The following is a 22083-nucleotide window of genomic DNA, read 5'->3' as shown; positions in this document are numbered from 1 at the left end:
ATCGTGTAATCTCAAGTTTTAATAAAGTAAATAAATAAGAGCATTTGGTGAATGCCTTGGCACTAGAAGGCGATGAAGGACGTAATACGCTGCGATAAGCTTCGGGGAGCTGCGAATAAGCTTTGATCCGAAGATTTCCGAATGGGGCAACCCACCTACTTAGTAGGTATTGTATAGTGAATACATAGCTATATGAAGCAAACCCGGTGAACTGAAATATCTAAGTAGCCGGAGGAAAGGACATCAACCGAGACTCCGTTAGTAGTGACGAGCGAACGCGGACCAGGCCAGCGGCTTCAAAAAAATAACTAAAACAACATGGAAAGGTTGACCATAGAGGGTGATAGTCCCGTATAGGTAAAAAGTTTGAAGTCCTTGAGTAAGGCGGGACACGTGAAATCCTGTTTGAACATAGGGGGACCACCCTCTAAGCCTAAGTACTCTCTAGTGACCGATAGTGAACAAGTACCGTGAGGGAAAGGTGAAAAGTACCCCGACAAGGGGAGTGAAATAGTATCTGAAACCAAATGCTTACAAGCAGTCGGAGCAAGCGTATTTATATGTCTTGTGACGGCGTACCTTTTGTATAATGGGTCAGCGACTTAGTTTATCTAGCAAGCTTAAGCCATTAGGTGTAGGCGTAGCGAAAGCGAGTCTGAATAGGGCGTTTTTAGTTAGATGAATTAGACCCGAAACCGGGTGATCTAGCCATGGCCAGGCTGAAGGTGGAGTAAAATCCGCTGAAGGGCCGAACCCACTACTGTTGAAAAAGTAGGGGATGAGCTGTGGTTAGGGGTGAAAGGCCAATCAAACTCGGATATAGCTGGTTCTCCGCGAAATCTATTTAGGTAGAGCGTCATAGCATTACCATCGAAGGTAGAGCACTGAATGAGCTAGGGGGTCCTACAGACTTACCAAACTCAATCAAACTCCGAATGTCGATGAGTACAGCGTGGCAGACAGACTATGGGTGCTAAGGTCCATAGTCGAGAGGGAAAAAGCCCAGACCGCCATCTAAGGTCCCTAAATCATGACTAAGTGTGAAAGGATGTGAGAAGACCAAAACAACTAGGATGTTGGCTTAGAAGCAGCCATCATTTAAAGAAAGCGTAACAGCTCACTAGTCTAAATAAGTTTTCTTGCGCCAACAATGTAACGGGGCTCAAGTCATGTACCGAAGATGCGGATTCACGCTAAGCGTGAGTGGTAGCGGAGCGTTCCGTAAGCCTGTGAAGGTGAACCGTAAGGTTTGCTGGAGGTATCGGAAGTGAGAATGCTGACATAAGTAGCGATAAAGAATGTGAGAAACATTCTCGCCGAAAGTCCAAGGGTTCCTGCGTAAAGTTAATCTGCGCAGGTTTAGTCGGCCCCTAAGGTGAGGCTGAAAGGCGTAATCGATGGGAATCAGGTTAATATTCCTGAACCTGAGGGATGTGACGAAAATAGAAAGTTGTGCAGACTTATTGGATTGTTTGTGCAGCGAATATTTTCCAGGAAATAACACCCTCGTATAGACCGTACCCCAAACCGACACAGGTGGACAGGTAGAGTATACCAAGGCGCTTGAGAGAACGATGCTGAAGGAACTAGGCAAATTGCATCTGTAACTTCGGGAGAAAGATGACCTATAGATGGGCAACCATTTGTAGGTGACACAAACTAGGGGGTAGCGACTGTTTATTAAAAACACAGGGCTCTGCAAAGTCAATAGACGACGTATAGGGCCTGACGCCTGCCCAGTGCTGGAAGATTAAGAGGAGGGGTGCAAGCTCTGAATTGAAGTCCCAGTGAACGGCGGCCGTAACTATGACGGTCCTAAGGTAGCGAAATTCCTTGTCGGGTAAGTTCCGACCCGCACGAATGGCGTAACGATTTCCCCACTGTCTCCAGTATCGACTCAGCGAAATTGAATTCTCCGTGAAGATGCGGAGTTCCCGCGGTCAGACGGAAAGACCCCGTGAACCTTTACTATAGCTTTGCACTGGTGTTAGGAATCAGATGTGCAGGATAGGTGGGAGACTATGAAGCGAAGGCGCTAGCCTTTGTGGAGTCATCCTTGAGATACCACCCTTTTGGTTCTTGACATCTAACCGCGATCCTTGAATCAGGATCCGAGACAATGCATGGTGGGTAGTTTGACTGGGGCGGTCGCCTCCCAAAGAGTAACGGAGGCGCGCGATGGTTAGCTCAGGTTGGTCGGAAATCAACTTTTAGAGTGCAATGGCATAAGCTAGCCTGACTGCGAGTCTGACAAGACGAGCAGAGACGAAAGTCGGTCATAGTGATCCGGTGGTCCCGCGTGGAAGGGCCATCGCTCAACGAATAAAAGGTACTCCGGGGATAACAGGCTGATGATTTCCAAGCGTCCATAGCGACGAAATCGTTTGGCACCTCGATGTCGGCTCATCACATCCTGGGGCTGGAGAAGGTCCCAAGGGTTCGGCTGTTCGCCGATTAAAGTGGTACGTGAGCTGGGTTTAGAACGTCGTGAGACAGTTCGGTCCCTATCTGCCGTGGGTGTAGGAAGTTTGAGAGGATCTGCCTTTAGTACGAGAGGACCGAGGTGGACGTACCCCTGGTGGACCAGTTGTCATGCCAATGGCATAGCTGGGTAGCTAAGTACGGAAGGGATAACCGCTGAATGCATCTAAGCAGGAAACCCACCTCAAAACTAGACTTCCCTATTAGAGCCGTGGAAGACCACCACGTTGATAGGTCAGGTGTGGAAGTGCGGTAACGCATGTAGCTAACTGATACTAATAGCTCGATTGATTTACTTTGCTGAGATTACACTTGTATACAGTGTTAATTCTGTATGATACGGTAACGATCTCACAAATAAATTTTTTAAGATACTGCTCAAAATTACTATTTTTAGTAAGTTATAGCTAAATTTTTAATGCACTTAACAAGTCATTAGAAAGTAAAAGCAATAATGATGAAATTACTAAAAACTAATTTTAAGTAGTTCTTTATATAGGTAATTTTTCAGCTTTATCAACAACAGTCCCTCAATACAAAATTTAAAAAGTTTGTATTGCTGGCTTGGTGGTTATAGCATGAGTGAAACACACGATCCCATCCCGAACTCGAACGTGAAACCTCATTGCGCTAATGGTACTATGTCATAAGGCATGGGAGAGTAAGTCGCTGCCAAGCTTGCAATACAAATTTTTTTAATTACTTTACTAGTAGCAGTATATTCTAACAAACCCACCAAAACAGTTCAAAAGATAAGACGCAGAACTTTGTTTTTATATAAAAAGTAAATTTCTTTAATTTATTTATTTTTTGAGTTGTATTCAACCAACAACTTCCAATTTATTTTTCCATTATTGCAAAATTTTGAAATAAAACCTTTTACTAAATTATTTATAATTCTTGCATATTCGGTATTAAATTCTTCATTTCTTTCTTTTTTACTATTTTTTTATGCTAAGCAATATATTATATCTTAAAAACTAAAAAAACATTTATTAATTGCACAATAAAATGACAAAGCTAGTTAGAGATTTAATTCCAGAAATTATCTTAAAATCAGGCAGAATGCCGGTTACTCATATTGCTGAATCATATGAGTATAAAGCATTATTAAAAAATAAATTGCTAGAAGAGGTAGAAGAATTTTTACAAGATGAGTATATGGAAGAAGTTGCTGACATATTAGAAGTACTTGAAACAATCTGTAATATTAATGACTATAAACTAAAAGATATATTAAAAATTAAAAAACAAAAAAAGAAAGTTAATGGGGGTTTTGATAATAAGATAGTTTTAGAAAAAATAACTAATTAGCTTTTGTGCCTTAATGACACTATAAAATATATGTTTTGCAATCCTTATATAGTAACCCGCTCAAATGTCTGCAGGCAATTATTGGCATGAGTTGTAGTAATTGACCTATTACAATCCTTACTAATTTCCTCGCTTTATATCAAGATGTAATAACTATTATCGGTTTCTTTTCCTTCTATTAAATCGATGAAATTATCAGAATTATCGACGCCATTTTCGATGTATTTGAATTTTGATAAAGTTATGGCGGCTTTAATAATTTATTGTATAAGTGATTTATATATTTTAGAAAAAAATAATAAATCGGCATATATAAAATATACAATTACCTCTTTATTATTATGTATTATAGTAATCCTAACGCCGGCTTTTATAAGCAGTTATATATTATTTGATCCTAAATTACCTGATATATTACCGATTTGGGCAATTAATAATTTCTTTTTTGTTTGTATGAGAGAAGAAATAATTTTTCGTGGTTTTCTCCAGAGAACATTACAGAATCTTCTAAAGAAACAACAAATATTAGCTATTATTATAACAACTTTAATATTTGGGTTTGCTCATTTTCAAGGTGGTTTAATATATATCGCCTTAAGCAGTATATGCGGTTTCTTCTACGGTTATGCCTATTATAAAATCGGTAAAATATTATGTTCTATGATAGTGCATTTCGGTTTAAATCTATTCCATCTATTATTATTTACTTACCCTGCTGCTATTAAAATTTTATGAAACAAAACAATATAATCAACTTTATTTAAGTATAACAATATAATATAATACAAATATGTTTGATATATTGTTAATCAATTGCGTTAGATAGTTTTATGAATACAAGAAAGCAAGAGCAAAAGAGAGGAGATAGTGAATTTAGCCCGGATATTGCATGAGATATAGGAGACAAAATCCTCGTAAAGCTGTATAATACTGGTATTTCATTAGAATAATACAAAGGATTTTGTCATGACAAATTGTATAGCATATAGTTACCAGTTTTCCAAAGTAAAAAATCGGACAATAGAGATAAATTTCACTGGAGGTGATATTAGTAGCGATGGAGGTGTGTTGTTATTAAGAGAAGCAGATAAAAGGCTTGGTATAACAGAGGAGCTTGCTAAAATATTTCCTGATAGACGAGATGGTAGTAAAATTACCCATAATATGGCAACAATGCTGAGGCAACGAATTTATGGTATTGCATTAGGTTATGAAGATTTAAATGACCACAATTATCTACGAAAATGTCCTGCTATGCAAACAGCTATGGAAACAATTGATGATATGGCAAGTAGTTCTACCTTATGTCGTATAGAAAACAATGCTGATAGACACTTTGCAATTAAAGTGCATGAACTAATGCTTGATAAATTTATTAAGTCTCATAAAATAGTACCAAAGCAGCTAATACTTGATTTTGATGCTACGGATGATGAAATTCATGGGCAACAGGAAGGTAAGTTTTATCATGGTTATTACGGTCATAATTGCTTTTTACCTTTGTATGTTTTTTGTGGAAAGCATCTGTTAGTTAGTTATCTTAGGACGTCAAAGCAGGATCAAGCAAAACATTCTTGGGCAATATTATCATTGTTAGTAAAACGTTTTCGCCAAGCTTGGCCAGAGGTAAAGATTATTTTTCGTGGTGATAGTGGATTTTGTCGTCATCAGATGTTTGATTGGTGTGATATTCATAATATAAAATATATTGTAGGAATGCCCCAAAATAACAGACTAAATGAGTTACTGAAACCTACAATGGAGAAGTCAAAAGCAGCATTTATTATAACCCAAGAAAAGCAACGTCTTTTTAGTGAGTTTCCATATAAGGCTGGTAGTTGGAGTCATGAACGTAGAATAATTGGTAAGGCAGAAATGACAATGCTTGGAGAAAATCCAAGGTATATAGTAACTAATTTATCAGATAAACCTGAAGATTTATACGACAAAGTTTACTGTGGTCGTGGTGATATGGAAAACCGTATAAAAGAGCAACAACTAGAATTATTTGCAGATCGTACTTCTTGTCATAGATGGTGGGCTAATCAGCTCAGAATGATTTTATCGGGTCTTGCATACACTTTAGTAGAATATATCAGAGGTAATTTATTACAAGGTAGTGCATTAGCAAAAGCACAAATAGGTACAATACGTTTAAAATTATTAAAAATTGGGGTAGTAATTATCCGTAATACTAGGCGTATTAAGTTTTTGTTATCTTCATCATATCCTTACCGACAGGTATGGAATCATGTGATGAAGAAATTAGCATTAGAATAACCTAGATTAGCACTGTTCCCGGTGCTTAGAAAAAATGGGGTAAGGGGCATTACATCTAAAATTTGAAAATAACGGCTTCAAAGCACTTTTTGGCAAAATTTTTACAAAAGTATCATTGCTAATATTATAAATTACTCAATTTCTTACTTTAAATCTCACTTCATGCAATATCCGGGTTAAGTGCCAAGTCAATTTCTTTCATCAGATATCGGTGCTTTTCTGCAAGGTAAATAATGCGTTCAGCAAATGCACCCAGAGAGCCTTTACGGTCAATTGCGGCGTTGTAATTCTGTGCTATAAATTGCACCGCTTTTTTGTTCACATATAAGAGAGAATCAAAACTAAAGGTACAATATTCCGTGCTTTTCTGTATCTGAATGGGAATATAAAATAGCGGGTAAGTTTTATTTTTATAGCTGATATCACAGAAATATAAGTAAAATTCCTGCTTTTCCATAAGGCTCTTGTTATTGACCAGTTCAGAAACCTCAAAAAATAAGTCGCCGGAGGCAAAACCCTTAAAAAAGCTTTCTAACTTATTTTGCACGTCCTTAAGTTCAAAAACCCGCTCTAGCGATTGCTCAGTCTCGATCTCTTTTCCTAAGCTAATCTGGTTGATGATCGAAGACACCGCATCTTCCAGTGAGTGTATTAAAATGTCAGTGCATTCTTCCTCAATTTGATATACGGAATCAATCGTAGCCGTGCGGATTTTATCTAACGGCTCTCGAATTTTCTCCACGAAAGAGGCAAGGAAGTTTTCACGAATGACTCGGGCAATGCCGTCAAGTGCAAAGGTTACGGCGGCGGTGGTATCGTTAGGGCTTTTGGATATCCCTAACTCTATTTCATTGTGGAACAGTTTTATAACCGTCTCAACTTCTTCTGACTTAATCGCAGCTATTTGGTCTTGCACTAGCTGCAGGAGAGATTGAGGAATAGCGGTGGTATGTATACCACGCTTAAGCTCGTTGAGAGTGCCGTCTTCAAAGCCGCTTCTAATGACTTTCCACACTAGTGAGGTGTATTTTTTGTATTTGTTAAGGTTTATGCAAACTTGCAGGTTATTACTGTTGCGATGCTGGATATGACGTTTAGGGTTTTTAACTTTATGAAAATCGGTTTCCAAGAAGTCCATGAAGTAACGAGCCACTTCCGTTACAAACGGTATAACCCCTTTTGGTTCAGGTTCTTGTTTTGCTGATACCGATATCGTCATTTGCTCCCATTCCTGTTTGACATTGCTTTTCTGCAAAGCAATCCAATTTTTTTAAGCCTTGACGCTTAAAACTCCTTACATAAAAATAGGGTAAAATTTTCTAAAGATAAAGCTTTTTATTAGAATGGGTTAGTTGCAATTCAACTTTTAATCCCCGGCGTTGTATCTGTGCCGGCAAGGGGCGTTGTTGCATGGATATCCCAAACGTCATTGCGAGCGACTGAAAGCGTTATAAAAGTAGTAGTATGTCATTCCCGCAAAAGCGGGAATCCAGAAAAAACACTTAAAATAAACAAAATTATATAAAAATTTACTATATAATTCGCTTAAATATTCTCTGGATTCCCGCTTTCGCGGGAATGACATACAAGCACTTTTTTTGAGCCACGTAACAACGCCAAAACTTGTTCAGCATGGTAAAAACTAGATTGCCACAGCCACTTCGTGGCTTCGCAATGACGGAGTTTTTATTAATTTTCAAGCCATGCAACAACTATGCTCATTGATTTTCGTCTTTAAACTATCAAAAACATTTTTATGTTCATGTATATTATTTTTTGCTAAGTCATCTAATCCTTCAGTAATAGCCATAAGTATTTTCATAAAATCATTTAAAATTTTAACTTTAATATATATTATGGTTAGTTATTAAACAAATATATTATATGACTTCCCGGAGTAAGTTTGCAAAAATCCAGCCTATCCCTTTTTTATGGTCTGTTATAAAGCCGTATAAATATCTATATCTTGTTATGATGATTGCACCGTTTGCGGGTAGCATTCATCCTATTATATATAACTATGCCGTAAAGCTTTTACTTGATTTATTTACTCAAAATGAGCAAATTACATTTGCACAAAGTTATAAGCCGGTAACGTGGTTTATAATGGCACAAGTTATACTTGATGGAGCTTGGCGTGCTCACAATTTTGCACAACTTAAAGCCATGCCTTATGTTTTTCAAGGTATGATGAATAAAATATGTAGCCACTGTTTTAATTTGCCGTACATCTATTTTCAAAATAATCTTTCCGGCTCCATAGTAGGAAGAATACGTGGCATAGGTGATAATTATCATAAAATGCACCAAGCAATTGAATATAAATTAAGCCAACCTCTACTTATTACGTTGTTTTCCGGTATTGTACTTGCTTTTATTAATATCAAAATATTTACTGTTATTATGGCCTTTACCGCCACTTATTTACTGCTTGCATTGCGGTTTTTTACCAAACTTGCTAAAATGGAACAAGCTAGGCAAGATGCGTGGTATAATTTGTTTGGTATAGTAGCTGATTGTATTAGCAACATCTTTACTATTTTTTCATTTGCCGCAAAAAAGCGAGAATTAAATAAGATAAATGATTGCTACAATAATGTACATAATCCTTTAGCGATTAAATATTATAAATATGATCTAATTATCTCTATAATACTGTCCTTGGTGTATTGGGTATATTTGATAGGGGTATTTGTATATGTAATTTATTTGCGTAATCTAGGCGAAATTGGCATTGGTGATATCGCTTTTATTATGTCACTAACTTTTTTATTTGCTGAAAATTCTTGGCATGCTACTATGGCAGTTAAAGACTTTTTAGAAGATGTAGCCGCTTTTCGTTCGAGCTTTACAATAATGCAAACCCCGCAAGATACCATAGATAAAGAAAATGCGACTGAATTAAAAATTTCTAACCCGGATATTGCATGAGATATAGGAGACAAAATCCTCGTAAAGCTGTATAATACTGGTATTTCATTAGAATAATACAAAGGATTTTGTCATGACAAATTGTATAGCATATAGTTACCAGTTTTCCAAAGTAAAAAATCGGACAATAGAGATAAATTTCACTGGAGGTGATATTAGTAGCGATGGAGGTGTGTTGTTATTAAGAGAAGCAGATAAAAGGCTTGGTATAACAGAGGAGCTTGCTAAAATATTTCCTGATAGACGAGATGGTAGTAAAATTACCCATAATATGGCAACAATGCTGAGGCAACGAATTTATGGTATTGCATTAGGTTATGAAGATTTAAATGACCACAATTATCTACGAAAATGTCCTGCTATGCAAACAGCTATGGAAACAATTGATGATATGGCAAGTAGTTCTACCTTATGTCGTATAGAAAACAATGCTGATAGACACTTTGCAATTAAAGTGCATGAACTAATGCTTGATAAATTTATTAAGTCTCATAAAATAGTACCAAAGCAGCTAATACTTGATTTTGATGCTACGGATGATGAAATTCATGGGCAACAGGAAGGTAAGTTTTATCATGGTTATTACGGTCATAATTGCTTTTTACCTTTGTATGTTTTTTGTGGAAAGCATCTGTTAGTTAGTTATCTTAGGACGTCAAAGCAGGATCAAGCAAAACATTCTTGGGCAATATTATCATTGTTAGTAAAACGTTTTCGCCAAGCTTGGCCAGAGGTAAAGATTATTTTTCGTGGTGATAGTGGATTTTGTCGTCATCAGATGTTTGATTGGTGTGATATTCATAATATAAAATATATTGTAGGAATGCCCCAAAATAACAGACTAAATGAGTTACTGAAACCTACAATGGAGAAGTCAAAAGCAGCATTTATTATAACCCAAGAAAAGCAACGTCTTTTTAGTGAGTTTCCATATAAGGCTGGTAGTTGGAGTCATGAACGTAGAATAATTGGTAAGGCAGAAATGACAATGCTTGGAGAAAATCCAAGGTATATAGTAACTAATTTATCAGATAAACCTGAAGATTTATACGACAAAGTTTACTGTGGTCGTGGTGATATGGAAAACCGTATAAAAGAGCAACAACTAGAATTATTTGCAGATCGTACTTCTTGTCATAGATGGTGGGCTAATCAGCTCAGAATGATTTTATCGGGTCTTGCATACACTTTAGTAGAATATATCAGAGGTAATTTATTACAAGGTAGTGCATTAGCAAAAGCACAAATAGGTACAATACGTTTAAAATTATTAAAAATTGGGGTAGTAATTATCCGTAATACTAGGCGTATTAAGTTTTTGTTATCTTCATCATATCCTTACCGACAGGTATGGAATCATGTGATGAAGAAATTAGCATTAGAATAACCTAGATTAGCACTGTTCCCGGTGCTTAGAAAAAATGGGGTAAGGGGCATTACATCTAAAATTTGAAAATAACGGCTTCAAAGCACTTTTTGGCAAAATTTTTACAAAAGTATCATTGCTAATATTATAAATTACTCAATTTCTTACTTTAAATCTCACTTCATGCAATATCCGGGTTAGAGCCTATGTCTTTATTGAAAATTCATTAAAAGAGTTAGGTTGGAATGTAAAAAATCCAAATCGGTATGCAGACGGCGAGGTTTATAATCAAGGTGAATGTCTTAATAATTTGATCATAAAAGAGCATTTACAAACAGTAAAGCCTGAAAATGTTGTTATTATAAAAACAAACATTTTTTGGGTTATTGAAGCAAAACCGCAACATAAACAATTGGAACAAGCGATAAAAGAGTGTAAAGATTACTGCAAACTATTTAATAAAACAAAGATTTTAGCTCCATTTTTTAGTGCAGTTGTCGGCGATGATGATAATAGCTATATAGTGAAAAACTACTACTTTTATAATGGAGAATGGATTGAAATTGAAGTAAACGGTAAAAAGACAACAGGTTTTTTAGATAAAGCCCTTGCAAGGGAGATCATTGATAAAAATAATCTGTTTATAAAGGATCATGAAATACCTGATGAAGTTTATTATCAAAAAGCAATCAAAATTAATGAGATATTACATAACGGTTCAATAAATAAAAACAATAGAGCAAGAGTTGTTGCAACGATGCTTTTAGCTTTATTAAAAGATAGCTATATTAATTCGTGAAAATAACTGCTTTTCAATGATAAATGAGCTTAATAGTAGAGCAGAAGAGGTTTTATTTGAAAAAGATAAGCGGGAATTTATTGACTGTATTAAGATTTCCGTGCCGCCTACTCCGGATAATCATATTAAATTTAGAAAAGCACTACTTGAAACAATGCAAGAGCTTGATAGTATAAATATCCGTTCTGCAATGAATTCGGGAACGGATATTTTAGGAAGATTTTACGAGCAATTTTTAAAATATGGAAACGGTTCAAAAGAAATAGGCATTGTTCTAACTCCGCGACATATAACAAAATTTGCGGTTGAAGTTTTGAATATTACAAGTAAAGACAAGGTTTTAGACCCTGCTTGCGGGACCGGTGGTTTTTTGGTTTCTGCTTTTGATAAAGTAAAAAACGAAGTAGGGCAAGAAGAGTTAGAAAATTTTAAAATTAACGGTATTTATGGTATAGAACAAGACCCGGAAGTTGTGGCTTTAGCACTTGTAAATATGATTTTTAGAGGTGATGGACGGGCAAATCTCGAGGAAGGTAATTGTTTTACTACAAATAAATTCAAAGACTTAAAAGTCTCAAAAGTGCTAATGAATCCGCCATTTGCACTTAAAAAAGGAGATGAAAAAGAATACAAATTTATTGATTTCGCATTGAACAAAATGGAAAAGGGCGGATATTTATTTGCTATTATTCCAAGTACTATAATGTATAATGGTACCCAAAAACTAGACAAGAAAATAGAGAAAAGTAGGTATAATATCTCCTAGGAAAAGGAGCAAAAAATGAAAAAAAATGAAAAAACAAGTTAAAAAATATAGTGCAGAAGAAAAAGCAAAAATAGCAATTGAAGCAATATCTGGAGAAATGACTATAGCTCAAATTACCAGCAAATATGGTGTTCACGCTAATCAGATTTATAAATGGAAGAAAGAAGCTTTAGATTTTATGGTTTCTGGATTTAAATCGAAATCTAAACAACAAGATACCGGCCAAGAAGATTTAATTAAATCATTATTTGAGCAAATAGGCCAGTTAACAGTTGAAAGAGACTGGCTTAAAAAAAAATCTAGTATCTTTGGATTTAGAGGTTAGGAAAAAAATGATAAGTTATGCTTCAAATTTAACCATAGCAAGACAATGCAAACTTTTAGATTTAAACCGCTCAAGTTACTACTACCGAGCTAGGAATACCTTAGATGATAAGGAGTATAGAGTACTGAACAGAATTGATGAGATTTTTACAGAGCATCCCTATTATGGTACTAGAAGAATGTCTCATGTCCTAAAATCCGAAGGGTTAAATGTTAGTCGTAAGATGATAAGAAAATATTATAAAATACTTGGTATTGAAGCAGTATACCCAAAGATTAATTTAAGCCGTAGGAATCAGGCTCATAAAGTATACCCATATCTATTAAATAATATAGAGGTGGTTTGCTCCAATCAAGTTTACTGTGCAGATATTACTTACATAAGATTAAAGCAAGGTTTTGTATATTTGGTTGCTATAATGGATTGGTATAGTCGTTATATTTTGAGTTGGCGGGTGTCGATTAGTTTAGAAAATGATTTTTGTATTGAAGCTCTAAATGAAGCAATATCTATACATGGCAAGCCTGACATTTTTAATACGGATCAAGGAGTACAATTTACATCAAAAGATTTTACTCAAATACTTGAGCAACAAGGCATAGCTATTAGTATGGACGGCAAAGGCAGAGCCTTAGATAATGTATTTATTGAACGTTTTTGGCGATCTTTGAAACAAGAGAAGATTTATCGTTTTGATCTTGAAACGGTACGTGAAGCAAAGATAGCTATCAGAGATTATATAGAATTTTATAATAAGCAAAGACCTCATCAATCGCTTGAATATAAGACACCTGAAATGATACATTTTGCAGAAAAACTAGAAAATTATCAAGAGGCTATATGACATAGAAAATGCAAACTTTACTTTGAAAAACCAATACATTAATACAGGAGAATTACACCTCTAAAATTTAAAAAATTTGTCTAGACAAAGGGTACCACCTCAATGTTTGACATGGAGAAAGTCAATGTTAGAAAATAACACCTTAAAAGCCGTTATCAAACTTCCAGATGACTTGTTTTATCCTGTTAGCGTTTGTAGCTCTGCGATTATAATACAAAAAGGTATACCGCAAGACAGAAAAAAGCCTATTTTTTGGGGTGTTTTAAATGATGGGTTTACAAAAAAGAAAGGAGTAATGGTTAAAACCGAACATGGAACCATTAATAACATTAAGGATGGAATTCTATCATATATAAACGGTATATCTATTCAAAATAATGAAAACTATTGCATAAACACTATTGAATATGATAACAAACTAGAATGTGCCCCTGAATATTATTTGCTCGAAAAACAATACTCGGAAAATGAGATTTATATATCTATAAGAAATATAATTATTGATATTGTGCAATATTGCTTAAAAAGAGGCAACAGGTCTATTTATGACAATATTTTAGAAAAATTACAAAATAAACCCAAAGCTATAAGATGTAATGATTTAACAGAGATTTTTGATATTTGTTCCGCAAAATCGATGAATATTGAAGATTATGGAAGCGGCACAATTCCGTTTGTTACTAGTACAACATTAAATAATGCGGTTGAAATGTTTATTGAGCCAAGCGAAAATGATAGGTATTTTGAAGTGTTTAATATTTCTATTTCATCCTTTGGTTATGCTAATATTCAAGTTGAAAAATTTGTAGCAAGAAGTCATGGAGCGGTTTTAGTCCTAAGACCTAAAAAACATATAGAATTGTCTTTGCAGGAACTGTTATTTTATACTGCGTGTTTGAATTTACAAAAATGGCGTTTTTCTTATGGAAGATGGGTTACGGAGGATAGATTAAAAAAGATAAAACTACAAGATATTGATACAATATGCTTAGATAAGATAAAGGAAATATTTAATGATATTTTATCCATTATAAAATAATTATTTTTTGTTAACAGTATCTTAACTTATATGCAAATAAAAACCCAACCCCTTTCTTTTTTATGGTCTGCTATAAAGCCATATCCTGCTGCTATTATGTACAGCATATTTCATAAAGCTTGATACAAGCGAATTTTTCAGGTTTCGCCTGTGCTCACGTAGTTTATCTACGCTGTGCAGGTTCGCCTTTAAATTCATCTTGTCTTGAAGCTTGGCGTTGTTGGAATTTAGTATTATTTTTATATAATATATAATAATTAACTAGTAATTGAATTAATTATAGTATATATTCGTGTAAATTGTAAAAAGGTTAAATATTATGGGAGCTTACTTAATTACTGGGGTAGTACAAAATATTATTGTTTATAAAAAGCAGCTGGTAGATTATGACGTAACAATTGATAAAATTATTGCGAAATTAAGAGAAGAAGTAAATATTGATTACTATAGCTATAGGGAAGATTCAAACGGTTATTATTGGCAAATTGATCCTAAAATGCTGGAAGATAATTTTGTAGAATTTTTAGAAACTCAATTTCAAATATATAGGAATAAAACGTCTAGAAGTTTAAAAGATCAAGGAATAGAAGAGGCTATTAGCAAAGTAAAAGAAGCTAAAACCGGCAATGAATTAATAGAATTAGCTGCCAGTATAAGCCTTCAGTACTTCCAATTAGTTAATTATGCAAATAAATATATAAGTGTATTGCATAATAATAATTTTAAGTTAGATATTTTAGTAAATTTGCATCTAATAGCTTTTTTTATTGACGGAAAAATAATTATGGAATGTTACTAAGATATTTTTCTCGAAATATCCATCTTCAAAGAGAAAAATATCCGGTAGCGGATTGTGTGATAGTTCTGATCGCTGAGTGAAGATATAAAAATAACAGGCAGTAAATAAAAATCATTTCCTTGGCGGTAAAATTATTATGTTAGATTTTATAAAAACAGCTAGTGCTGTAAAAATGCTCTATGAATATGTAAAAGAAGAAATAGTAGAATCGGATTTTTTTGCTTTATTACCTAAAGATTATCTCAGATTGCCTGAATCAGATCGGCAAAACACATGGTATATGTTAAATCCAAATAAACTGAACAAAAAGTATAGCACGCAAAAATTTGCTTTTATTGTAGATGAAGAGGAAAAAAATTCAATATTAAGAGCTGTACGATTTGTTAACAACACTTCTGTTGATTTGCCTTCTAATTCGTCTTTTTTGGAAAAGTTACTTTATACCAAAAAATTTGTTCCTTCATGTCTTTATTCAAGCTCCGAGAAAGCAGAAACCGGTGATGCCGTTGTTATAAATATAAACACAGCTCAAAAAAATAAAGAATGTTAACTCTATATTTGTTAAGTTTTCGTAAGTGCTAAATTAGTATAAAGCTCTTAAGGTGTTTTGATGTCACTCTAACTATGGCGAAGCGTTGTTGCCTGGCTCGAAAAAAGTGATGTATGTCATTCCCGCGAAAGCGGGAATCCAGAAAAAACACTTAAAATAAGCAAAATTATATAAAACTTTACTATATAATTCGTTTAAATATTCTCTGGATTCCCGCTTTCGCGGGAATGACATCAAAAATTTGATTCATGCAACAAGGCTAGCCACGAAGTGGCTGTGACCATCCAGTTCTTGTCATGCTGAACAAGTTTTGCGCATCTCTAGCAAAAGATCCTGAAATAAATTCAGGATGACTATTATTTTCTGGATGGCCACGGCGTCAAGGAACGCCTCGCCATGACGATTCCGGGAGCCATGCAATAAGGTCTTTAGTCGCTCGCCATGACGATTTGGGCAAGTTCTAGAGCCACGCAACAACGCCACTTTCTTAAAAAAAAGTTTTATTATTAGCACTATCTTTAAACTAATATTTAAAGATAAAGGTAAAAAACTTGCTTAATAAATAATGTTATCTTAATCTTTTATTAATTTATAGAATTATAAAGGTTATGAATCAGCTGTCTATCTTACTCTTTATATTAACGCGAATAGTGAATTAATGAGAGTATAAAAAAGAATAAGAAAAAGTAGACAGGATAAGGGATCATAGGCTATTTTTTTGGTTTAAAAACTAAAGGAAATAACCTATGAAAACTGATTTTACCTCATTATTTTGTTTTGTCGATGATTTGTTTAAAGAATTTGATAAAAATACTCTAGCAATTAATAGTAGCAAAGCTAAACCTGGTCCGAAAAGTTCTTTAACTAAAAGTGAAGTTTTAACCATATTAATAGGCTATTATCAATCATCATCAGATTGCTTTAAAAATTATTATAAATACACAATTTTACCTATACATTCCAAAGATTTTAAGCTAGTTTGTTATGAGCATTTTAATAAATTGATAGGAGAATATCTGCCTTATCTTACGATTTTACTAAATCATCTATTTGATAAATGCACCGGTACTTCGTTCGTAGATTCAACTTCTATTGCTGTTTGTAAGAATTATCGTATTTATTCACATAAGGTTTTTAATGGCTTAGCTGCTCGAGGAAAAACAACAAAAGGATGGTTTTTTGGACTTAAATTGCATTTGATTATAAACCCGCAAGGCTCTTTAATAAAGGCATCTTTCAGTAGTGGTAATAAAGATGATCGCAAACATTTTTCTTCTAGGATTAAAGATATTTTTGGCAAGGTATTTGGTGATCGTGGTTATATAAGTAAAGAGTTATTTAATGATTTACTTGATAAAAATATTCAGCTTATTACAAGAATTAAGAAAGGTATGAAAAATATCTTAATGCCTCTTAATGATAGAGCACTACTGCTAAAACGAGCTTTAGTTGAAACGGTTATCGGCAAAATAAAATTGCTCAATAAGTTCGAACATTCAAGGCATAGATCAGTCAAAAATGCCTTCTCTCATATGATCGCTTCTCTTATCAATTACCAGTTGCTCCCTACCAAGCCTTCTATCGACACGATACTTAATTCTTCATCTCTTTAATTCGCTATTCGCGTTATATTACTATCGGTATCATTATTTGGTTGTCAATTAGCACCTAATTATAAAAAGCCGACGATAGAATTACCTGATAGCTTTGATAAATCTTATATTGAAAAGAAAGAAGTTGTAACTCAGCAAAAAAGATGGTGGGCTAAATTCAATGACCCTGATCTGGAGGCTTTAATTACCGAATCGCTAAACGCCAATTCCGATATACTTATCGCCATGACGAACGTTTCGCAAGCTCAAGCACAATTAAATCTTAATAATGCCCAAAGATTTCCGCAAATTAATTTGCAAGGTTCGGCTAATAGGACAAAAAACGGTAAGCAAGTCAATTCTAAAAATAACAATAATAATATCAATCACAATATAGTTAATAATTTTAGCTTAGCCGGTGTATTAAACTATGAAATTGATTTATGGGGTGCAGCGGCAAATGCCGATAAAGCCGCACAGGCTTTATTAGTTTCAGCCGAAGAGAATAAGCAGGCAGTACGGGAAAGCGTCGCTACCAACACGGCAATAGCCTATTTTAATTTGCTTGCTTTGCATAAACAAATATATCTAACGAGTCACTTAATTACTATACAAAAGAAAATATACGAATTAAATAACAAGCTTTTCTTAGCAGGAACCAGCAACGAAATAGATTTAAGTCAGGCACAATCGTTACTAACGGTTACCGAATCTGAATTACCGATTTTGCAGCAGCAATTACAGGAGCAAAAACACGCTCTGGCAATTCTATTAGGGAGAACTCCTAAAGGTATAGTTAACGGCAGCTTTAATCATAATCAAACTATTGATAAATTAGTTGCTCCGACGGTTCCGGAAATATTACCGTCAAAGCTGTTAGAGCAACGTCCCGATATACGAGCGGCTGAGCAGAATTTAATTGCTGCGAATAGTAATATCGGTGTAGTGCGAGCGGCTTATTTTCCGAATTTATCATTAACGGGATTATTGGGGGTAGGGAGTAATAAAGCCGCTAACCCGGATATTGCATGAGATATAGGAGACAAAATCCTCGTAAAGCTGTATAATACTGGTATTTCATTAGAATAATACAAAGGATTTTGTCATGACAAATTGTATAGCATATAGTTACCAGTTTTCCAAAGTAAAAAATCGGACAATAGAGATAAATTTCACTGGAGGTGATATTAGTAGCGATGGAGGTGTGTTGTTATTAAGAGAAGCAGATAAAAGGCTTGGTATAACAGAGGAGCTTGCTAAAATATTTCCTGATAGACGAGATGGTAGTAAAATTACCCATAATATGGCAACAATGCTGAGGCAACGAATTTATGGTATTGCATTAGGTTATGAAGATTTAAATGACCACAATTATCTACGAAAATGTCCTGCTATGCAAACAGCTATGGAAACAATTGATGATATGGCAAGTAGTTCTACCTTATGTCGTATAGAAAACAATGCTGATAGACACTTTGCAATTAAAGTGCATGAACTAATGCTTGATAAATTTATTAAGTCTCATAAAATAGTACCAAAGCAGCTAATACTTGATTTTGATGCTACGGATGATGAAATTCATGGGCAACAGGAAGGTAAGTTTTATCATGGTTATTACGGTCATAATTGCTTTTTACCTTTGTATGTTTTTTGTGGAAAGCATCTGTTAGTTAGTTATCTTAGGACGTCAAAGCAGGATCAAGCAAAACATTCTTGGGCAATATTATCATTGTTAGTAAAACGTTTTCGCCAAGCTTGGCCAGAGGTAAAGATTATTTTTCGTGGTGATAGTGGATTTTGTCGTCATCAGATGTTTGATTGGTGTGATATTCATAATATAAAATATATTGTAGGAATGCCCCAAAATAACAGACTAAATGAGTTACTGAAACCTACAATGGAGAAGTCAAAAGCAGCATTTATTATAACCCAAGAAAAGCAACGTCTTTTTAGTGAGTTTCCATATAAGGCTGGTAGTTGGAGTCATGAACGTAGAATAATTGGTAAGGCAGAAATGACAATGCTTGGAGAAAATCCAAGGTATATAGTAACTAATTTATCAGATAAACCTGAAGATTTATACGACAAAGTTTACTGTGGTCGTGGTGATATGGAAAACCGTATAAAAGAGCAACAACTAGAATTATTTGCAGATCGTACTTCTTGTCATAGATGGTGGGCTAATCAGCTCAGAATGATTTTATCGGGTCTTGCATACACTTTAGTAGAATATATCAGAGGTAATTTATTACAAGGTAGTGCATTAGCAAAAGCACAAATAGGTACAATACGTTTAAAATTATTAAAAATTGGGGTAGCCCGGATATTGCATGAGATATAGGAGACAAAATCCTCGTAAAGCTGTATAATACTGGTATTTCATTAGAATAATACAAAGGATTTTGTCATGACAAATTGTATAGCATATAGTTACCAGTTTTCCAAAGTAAAAAATCGGACAATAGAGATAAATTTCACTGGAGGTGATATTAGTAGCGATGGAGGTGTGTTGTTATTAAGAGAAGCAGATAAAAGGCTTGGTATAACAGAGGAGCTTGCTAAAATATTTCCTGATAGACGAGATGGTAGTAAAATTACCCATAATATGGCAACAATGCTGAGGCAACGAATTTATGGTATTGCATTAGGTTATGAAGATTTAAATGACCACAATTATCTACGAAAATGTCCTGCTATGCAAACAGCTATGGAAACAATTGATGATATGGCAAGTAGTTCTACCTTATGTCGTATAGAAAACAATGCTGATAGACACTTTGCAATTAAAGTGCATGAACTAATGCTTGATAAATTTATTAAGTCTCATAAAATAGTACCAAAGCAGCTAATACTTGATTTTGATGCTACGGATGATGAAATTCATGGGCAACAGGAAGGTAAGTTTTATCATGGTTATTACGGTCATAATTGCTTTTTACCTTTGTATGTTTTTTGTGGAAAGCATCTGTTAGTTAGTTATCTTAGGACGTCAAAGCAGGATCAAGCAAAACATTCTTGGGCAATATTATCATTGTTAGTAAAACGTTTTCGCCAAGCTTGGCCAGAGGTAAAGATTATTTTTCGTGGTGATAGTGGATTTTGTCGTCATCAGATGTTTGATTGGTGTGATATTCATAATATAAAATATATTGTAGGAATGCCCCAAAATAACAGACTAAATGAGTTACTGAAACCTACAATGGAGAAGTCAAAAGCAGCATTTATTATAACCCAAGAAAAGCAACGTCTTTTTAGTGAGTTTCCATATAAGGCTGGTAGTTGGAGTCATGAACGTAGAATAATTGGTAAGGCAGAAATGACAATGCTTGGAGAAAATCCAAGGTATATAGTAACTAATTTATCAGATAAACCTGAAGATTTATACGACAAAGTTTACTGTGGTCGTGGTGATATGGAAAACCGTATAAAAGAGCAACAACTAGAATTATTTGCAGATCGTACTTCTTGTCATAGATGGTGGGCTAATCAGCTCAGAATGATTTTATCGGGTCTTGCATACACTTTAGTAGAATATATCAGAGGTAATTTATTACAAGGTAGTGCATTAGCAAAAGCACAAATAGGTACAATACGTTTAAAATTATTAAAAATTGGGGTAGTAATTATCCGTAATACTAGGCGTATTAAGTTTTTGTTATCTTCATCATATCCTTACCGACAGGTATGGAATCATGTGATGAAGAAATTAGCATTAGAATAACCTAGATTAGCACTGTTCCCGGTGCTTAGAAAAAATGGGGTAAGGGGCATTACATCTAAAATTTGAAAATAACGGCTTCAAAGCACTTTTTGGCAAAATTTTTACAAAAGTATCATTGCTAATATTATAAATTACTCAATTTCTTACTTTAAATCTCACTTCATGCAATATCCGGGTTAAGTGTTTTTTCTGGATTCCTGCTTTCGCAGGAATGACATATAGCACTTTTCTCGAGCCACGCAACAACGCCGTACCGACGTGGCAATGACAATACCTATACACCGTTACTAAGAACGACATCGTTTTTTAAAAAATTATTTGGTTATTGCTGTGAACATATCCGAGTTCTTCATCAAGCGCCCGGTATTTACTAGTTTATTCATGCTGACAATTTTATTGTTTGGCGTGTTTATAGCTAGAAGCTAATAAAACGGCTATAAAAAAAGACTTATGACATATAGTATAGATTTTCGTAGAAAGGTATTTAAGATAAAGAACAAAGAAGGTTTAAGTTATGTACAAACAGCCAAGCGTTTTGATGTAGGGAAGACAACATTAGTGCGTTGGGCAAAACGTTTGGAGCCTTCACGTACTCGTAATAAACCTGCAACAAAAATCAACATGGAAGCATTAAAACAAGATGTCAAGGACTATCCTGATGCTTATAATTATGAGAGAGCTGAACGTTTAGTTGTAAGTACACATGGCATTTGGAGAGCTCTTAAACGCTTAAATATTACATATAAAAAAAACACTGAATCACCCAAAAGCCAAAGCAAAAGAGAGGTTATGCTTTCAAAATAAAATTACTCAATATACACATGATGGAAAACCTATAGTATACTTGGATGAAAGTGGTTTTATGCATGACATGCCTCGTACTCATGGATATTCTATGAAGGGAGAAAGATGTTTTGGTACACATGATTGGGGAGCTAAAGGACGTACTAATGCTATAGGAGCCTTGCTAGACAAAGCACTTTTGACAGTTAGTCTTTTCGAACATAATATTGATACACAAACTTTTACTCATTGGGTAAAAGAGGATTTAATGCCTAAATTACCAGATGGTTGTGTAATTGTTTTAGATAATGCTGCTTTTCATAAGAATAAAGATATGCAATATTATATCAAAAATGCTGGGCATATCCTTGAATATTTACCGGCATATAGCCCAGATTTAAATCCAATTGAACATAAATGGGCTCAAGCTAAATCTATTAGGAGAAAATATCAATGTGATATTGATCAACTCTTTAGCCCGGATATTGCATGA

Annotated in this window: 19 protein-coding genes, 2 rRNA genes and 1 pseudogene; 20 read left to right on the top strand and 2 right to left on the bottom strand. The window is 34.5% G+C overall.

Annotation, left to right across the window (positions count from 1 at the left end; translation table 11 throughout):
- Positions 1-24: 24 nt before the first annotated feature.
- The 5 genes from AAGD48_RS07400 to AAGD48_RS07380 all read left to right on the top strand — a co-directional run bounded on the left by AAGD48_RS07400 (position 25) and on the right by AAGD48_RS07380 (position 6075).
- A 23S ribosomal RNA gene (locus tag AAGD48_RS07400) occupies positions 25-2781 on the top strand.
- A 263-nt stretch (positions 2782-3044) separates the two neighbouring features.
- Positions 3045-3159 (top strand): 5S ribosomal RNA (rrf, locus tag AAGD48_RS07395).
- Between the two features lie 333 nt (positions 3160-3492).
- Positions 3493-3795, top strand: a complete 303-nt coding sequence (locus AAGD48_RS07390) for a hypothetical protein (protein ID WP_341790814.1) — start codon at positions 3493-3495, stop codon at positions 3793-3795.
- Between the two features lie 186 nt (positions 3796-3981).
- Positions 3982-4530, top strand: coding sequence for a CPBP family intramembrane glutamic endopeptidase (locus AAGD48_RS07385; RefSeq protein ID WP_341789577.1), 549 nt, complete (start codon positions 3982-3984; stop codon positions 4528-4530).
- A 231-nt stretch (positions 4531-4761) separates the two neighbouring features.
- Positions 4762-6075 (top strand): IS1380 family transposase, encoded by a 1314-nt coding sequence (locus tag AAGD48_RS07380; protein ID WP_341789277.1) that lies wholly within the window; start codon positions 4762-4764, stop codon positions 6073-6075.
- Positions 6076-6235: 160 nt separating this feature from the next.
- On the opposite strand, the gene AAGD48_RS07375 is transcribed toward AAGD48_RS07380, so the two are convergent.
- Positions 6236-7294, bottom strand: a complete 1059-nt coding sequence (locus AAGD48_RS07375) for a hypothetical protein (protein ID WP_341789576.1) — start codon at positions 7292-7294, stop codon at positions 6236-6238.
- A gap of 752 nt (positions 7295-8046) precedes the next feature.
- Between AAGD48_RS07375 and AAGD48_RS07370 the strand changes: the two genes are divergently transcribed.
- The 7 genes from AAGD48_RS07370 (at position 8047) to AAGD48_RS07340 (ending at position 14145) form a co-directional block, all read left to right on the top strand.
- Complete coding sequence (locus AAGD48_RS07370) at positions 8047-9006, top strand: ABC transporter transmembrane domain-containing protein (RefSeq protein WP_341789575.1); 960 nt, start codon at positions 8047-8049, stop codon at positions 9004-9006.
- Positions 9007-9079: 73 nt separating this feature from the next.
- On the top strand, positions 9080-10393 hold the full coding sequence (locus AAGD48_RS07365) for an IS1380 family transposase (RefSeq protein ID WP_341789277.1): 1314 nt from the start codon (positions 9080-9082) through the stop codon (positions 10391-10393).
- A 289-nt stretch (positions 10394-10682) separates the two neighbouring features.
- Positions 10683-11171: a hypothetical protein gene (locus tag AAGD48_RS07360; RefSeq protein WP_341789574.1), complete on the top strand. Its 489-nt coding sequence runs from the start codon at positions 10683-10685 to the stop codon at positions 11169-11171.
- A gap of 16 nt (positions 11172-11187) precedes the next feature.
- Positions 11188-11937 (top strand): class I SAM-dependent DNA methyltransferase, encoded by a 750-nt coding sequence (locus tag AAGD48_RS07355; RefSeq protein WP_341789573.1) that lies wholly within the window; start codon positions 11188-11190, stop codon positions 11935-11937.
- Positions 11938-11962: 25 nt separating this feature from the next.
- The gene (locus tag AAGD48_RS07350; protein WP_045812944.1) at positions 11963-12262 is read left to right on the top strand and encodes a transposase; all 300 of its coding nucleotides are present in this window, start codon (positions 11963-11965) and stop codon (positions 12260-12262) included.
- Positions 12263-12269: 7 nt separating this feature from the next.
- Positions 12270-13106: an IS3 family transposase gene (locus tag AAGD48_RS07345; protein WP_341789572.1), complete on the top strand. Its 837-nt coding sequence runs from the start codon at positions 12270-12272 to the stop codon at positions 13104-13106.
- A 124-nt stretch (positions 13107-13230) separates the two neighbouring features.
- Positions 13231-14145, top strand: coding sequence for a restriction endonuclease subunit S (locus AAGD48_RS07340; RefSeq protein WP_341789571.1), 915 nt, complete (start codon positions 13231-13233; stop codon positions 14143-14145).
- Positions 14146-14244: 99 nt separating this feature from the next.
- Here AAGD48_RS07340 and AAGD48_RS07335 read toward each other — a convergent pair.
- A pseudogene (locus tag AAGD48_RS07335) lies at positions 14245-14395 on the bottom strand (palindromic element RPE3 domain-containing protein); the annotation flags it as partial.
- Positions 14396-14464: 69 nt separating this feature from the next.
- Here AAGD48_RS07335 and AAGD48_RS07330 point away from each other — a divergent pair.
- The 8 genes from AAGD48_RS07330 to AAGD48_RS07295 all read left to right on the top strand — a co-directional run bounded on the left by AAGD48_RS07330 (position 14465) and on the right by AAGD48_RS07295 (position 22083).
- On the top strand, positions 14465-14944 hold the full coding sequence (locus AAGD48_RS07330; RefSeq protein ID WP_341789569.1) for a hypothetical protein: 480 nt from the start codon (positions 14465-14467) through the stop codon (positions 14942-14944).
- A 136-nt stretch (positions 14945-15080) separates the two neighbouring features.
- The gene (locus tag AAGD48_RS07325) at positions 15081-15494 is read left to right on the top strand and encodes a hypothetical protein (RefSeq protein ID WP_341789568.1); all 414 of its coding nucleotides are present in this window, start codon (positions 15081-15083) and stop codon (positions 15492-15494) included.
- A 746-nt stretch (positions 15495-16240) separates the two neighbouring features.
- Entirely contained in the window at positions 16241-17107 is an 867-nt protein-coding gene (locus AAGD48_RS07320; protein WP_341789395.1) for an IS982 family transposase, read from the top strand.
- A gap of 6 nt (positions 17108-17113) precedes the next feature.
- On the top strand, positions 17114-18118 hold the full coding sequence (locus AAGD48_RS07315) for an efflux transporter outer membrane subunit (protein ID WP_341790765.1): 1005 nt from the start codon (positions 17114-17116) through the stop codon (positions 18116-18118).
- A gap of 73 nt (positions 18119-18191) precedes the next feature.
- Positions 18192-19427, top strand: a complete 1236-nt coding sequence (locus AAGD48_RS07310) for an IS1380 family transposase (protein WP_341789567.1) — start codon at positions 18192-18194, stop codon at positions 19425-19427.
- 66 nt (positions 19428-19493) lie between these two features.
- Entirely contained in the window at positions 19494-20807 is a 1314-nt protein-coding gene (locus tag AAGD48_RS07305; RefSeq protein WP_341789277.1) for an IS1380 family transposase, read from the top strand.
- 450 nt (positions 20808-21257) lie between these two features.
- A complete protein-coding gene (locus AAGD48_RS07300; protein WP_341789396.1) occupies positions 21258-21611 on the top strand; it encodes an IS630 transposase-related protein in 354 nt (117 codons plus the stop codon).
- Complete coding sequence (locus AAGD48_RS07295) at positions 21541-22083, top strand: IS630 family transposase (RefSeq protein ID WP_341790764.1); 543 nt, start codon at positions 21541-21543, stop codon at positions 22081-22083. Before AAGD48_RS07300 ends, AAGD48_RS07295 begins: the two co-directional genes overlap by 71 nt.

Source organism: Rickettsia endosymbiont of Polydrusus tereticollis (assembly GCF_964026385.1).
In the GTDB taxonomy this organism is placed as follows: domain Bacteria; phylum Pseudomonadota; class Alphaproteobacteria; order Rickettsiales; family Rickettsiaceae; genus Rickettsia.
This window is presented reverse-complemented; position numbering and strand designations above follow the sequence as displayed.

Coding starts and splice junctions, on each gene's coding strand:
- AAGD48_RS07390 (WP_341790814.1), top strand. CDS start 3,493: ATGACAAAGCTAGTTAGAGATTTAATTCCAGAAATTATCTTAAAATCA.
- AAGD48_RS07385 (WP_341789577.1), top strand. CDS start 3,982: ATGAAATTATCAGAATTATCGACGCCATTTTCGATGTATTTGAATTTT.
- AAGD48_RS07380 (WP_341789277.1), top strand. CDS start 4,762: ATGACAAATTGTATAGCATATAGTTACCAGTTTTCCAAAGTAAAAAAT.
- AAGD48_RS07375 (WP_341789576.1), bottom strand. CDS start 7,294: ATGACGATATCGGTATCAGCAAAACAAGAACCTGAACCAAAAGGGGTT.
- AAGD48_RS07370 (WP_341789575.1), top strand. CDS start 8,047: ATGATGATTGCACCGTTTGCGGGTAGCATTCATCCTATTATATATAAC.
- AAGD48_RS07365 (WP_341789277.1), top strand. CDS start 9,080: ATGACAAATTGTATAGCATATAGTTACCAGTTTTCCAAAGTAAAAAAT.
- AAGD48_RS07355 (WP_341789573.1), top strand. CDS start 11,188: ATGATAAATGAGCTTAATAGTAGAGCAGAAGAGGTTTTATTTGAAAAA.
- AAGD48_RS07350 (WP_045812944.1), top strand. CDS start 11,963: ATGAAAAAACAAGTTAAAAAATATAGTGCAGAAGAAAAAGCAAAAATA.
- AAGD48_RS07345 (WP_341789572.1), top strand. CDS start 12,270: ATGATAAGTTATGCTTCAAATTTAACCATAGCAAGACAATGCAAACTT.
- AAGD48_RS07340 (WP_341789571.1), top strand. CDS start 13,231: ATGTTAGAAAATAACACCTTAAAAGCCGTTATCAAACTTCCAGATGAC.
- AAGD48_RS07330 (WP_341789569.1), top strand. CDS start 14,465: ATGGGAGCTTACTTAATTACTGGGGTAGTACAAAATATTATTGTTTAT.
- AAGD48_RS07325 (WP_341789568.1), top strand. CDS start 15,081: ATGTTAGATTTTATAAAAACAGCTAGTGCTGTAAAAATGCTCTATGAA.
- AAGD48_RS07320 (WP_341789395.1), top strand. CDS start 16,241: ATGAAAACTGATTTTACCTCATTATTTTGTTTTGTCGATGATTTGTTT.
- AAGD48_RS07310 (WP_341789567.1), top strand. CDS start 18,192: ATGACAAATTGTATAGCATATAGTTACCAGTTTTCCAAAGTAAAAAAT.
- AAGD48_RS07305 (WP_341789277.1), top strand. CDS start 19,494: ATGACAAATTGTATAGCATATAGTTACCAGTTTTCCAAAGTAAAAAAT.
- AAGD48_RS07300 (WP_341789396.1), top strand. CDS start 21,258: ATGACATATAGTATAGATTTTCGTAGAAAGGTATTTAAGATAAAGAAC.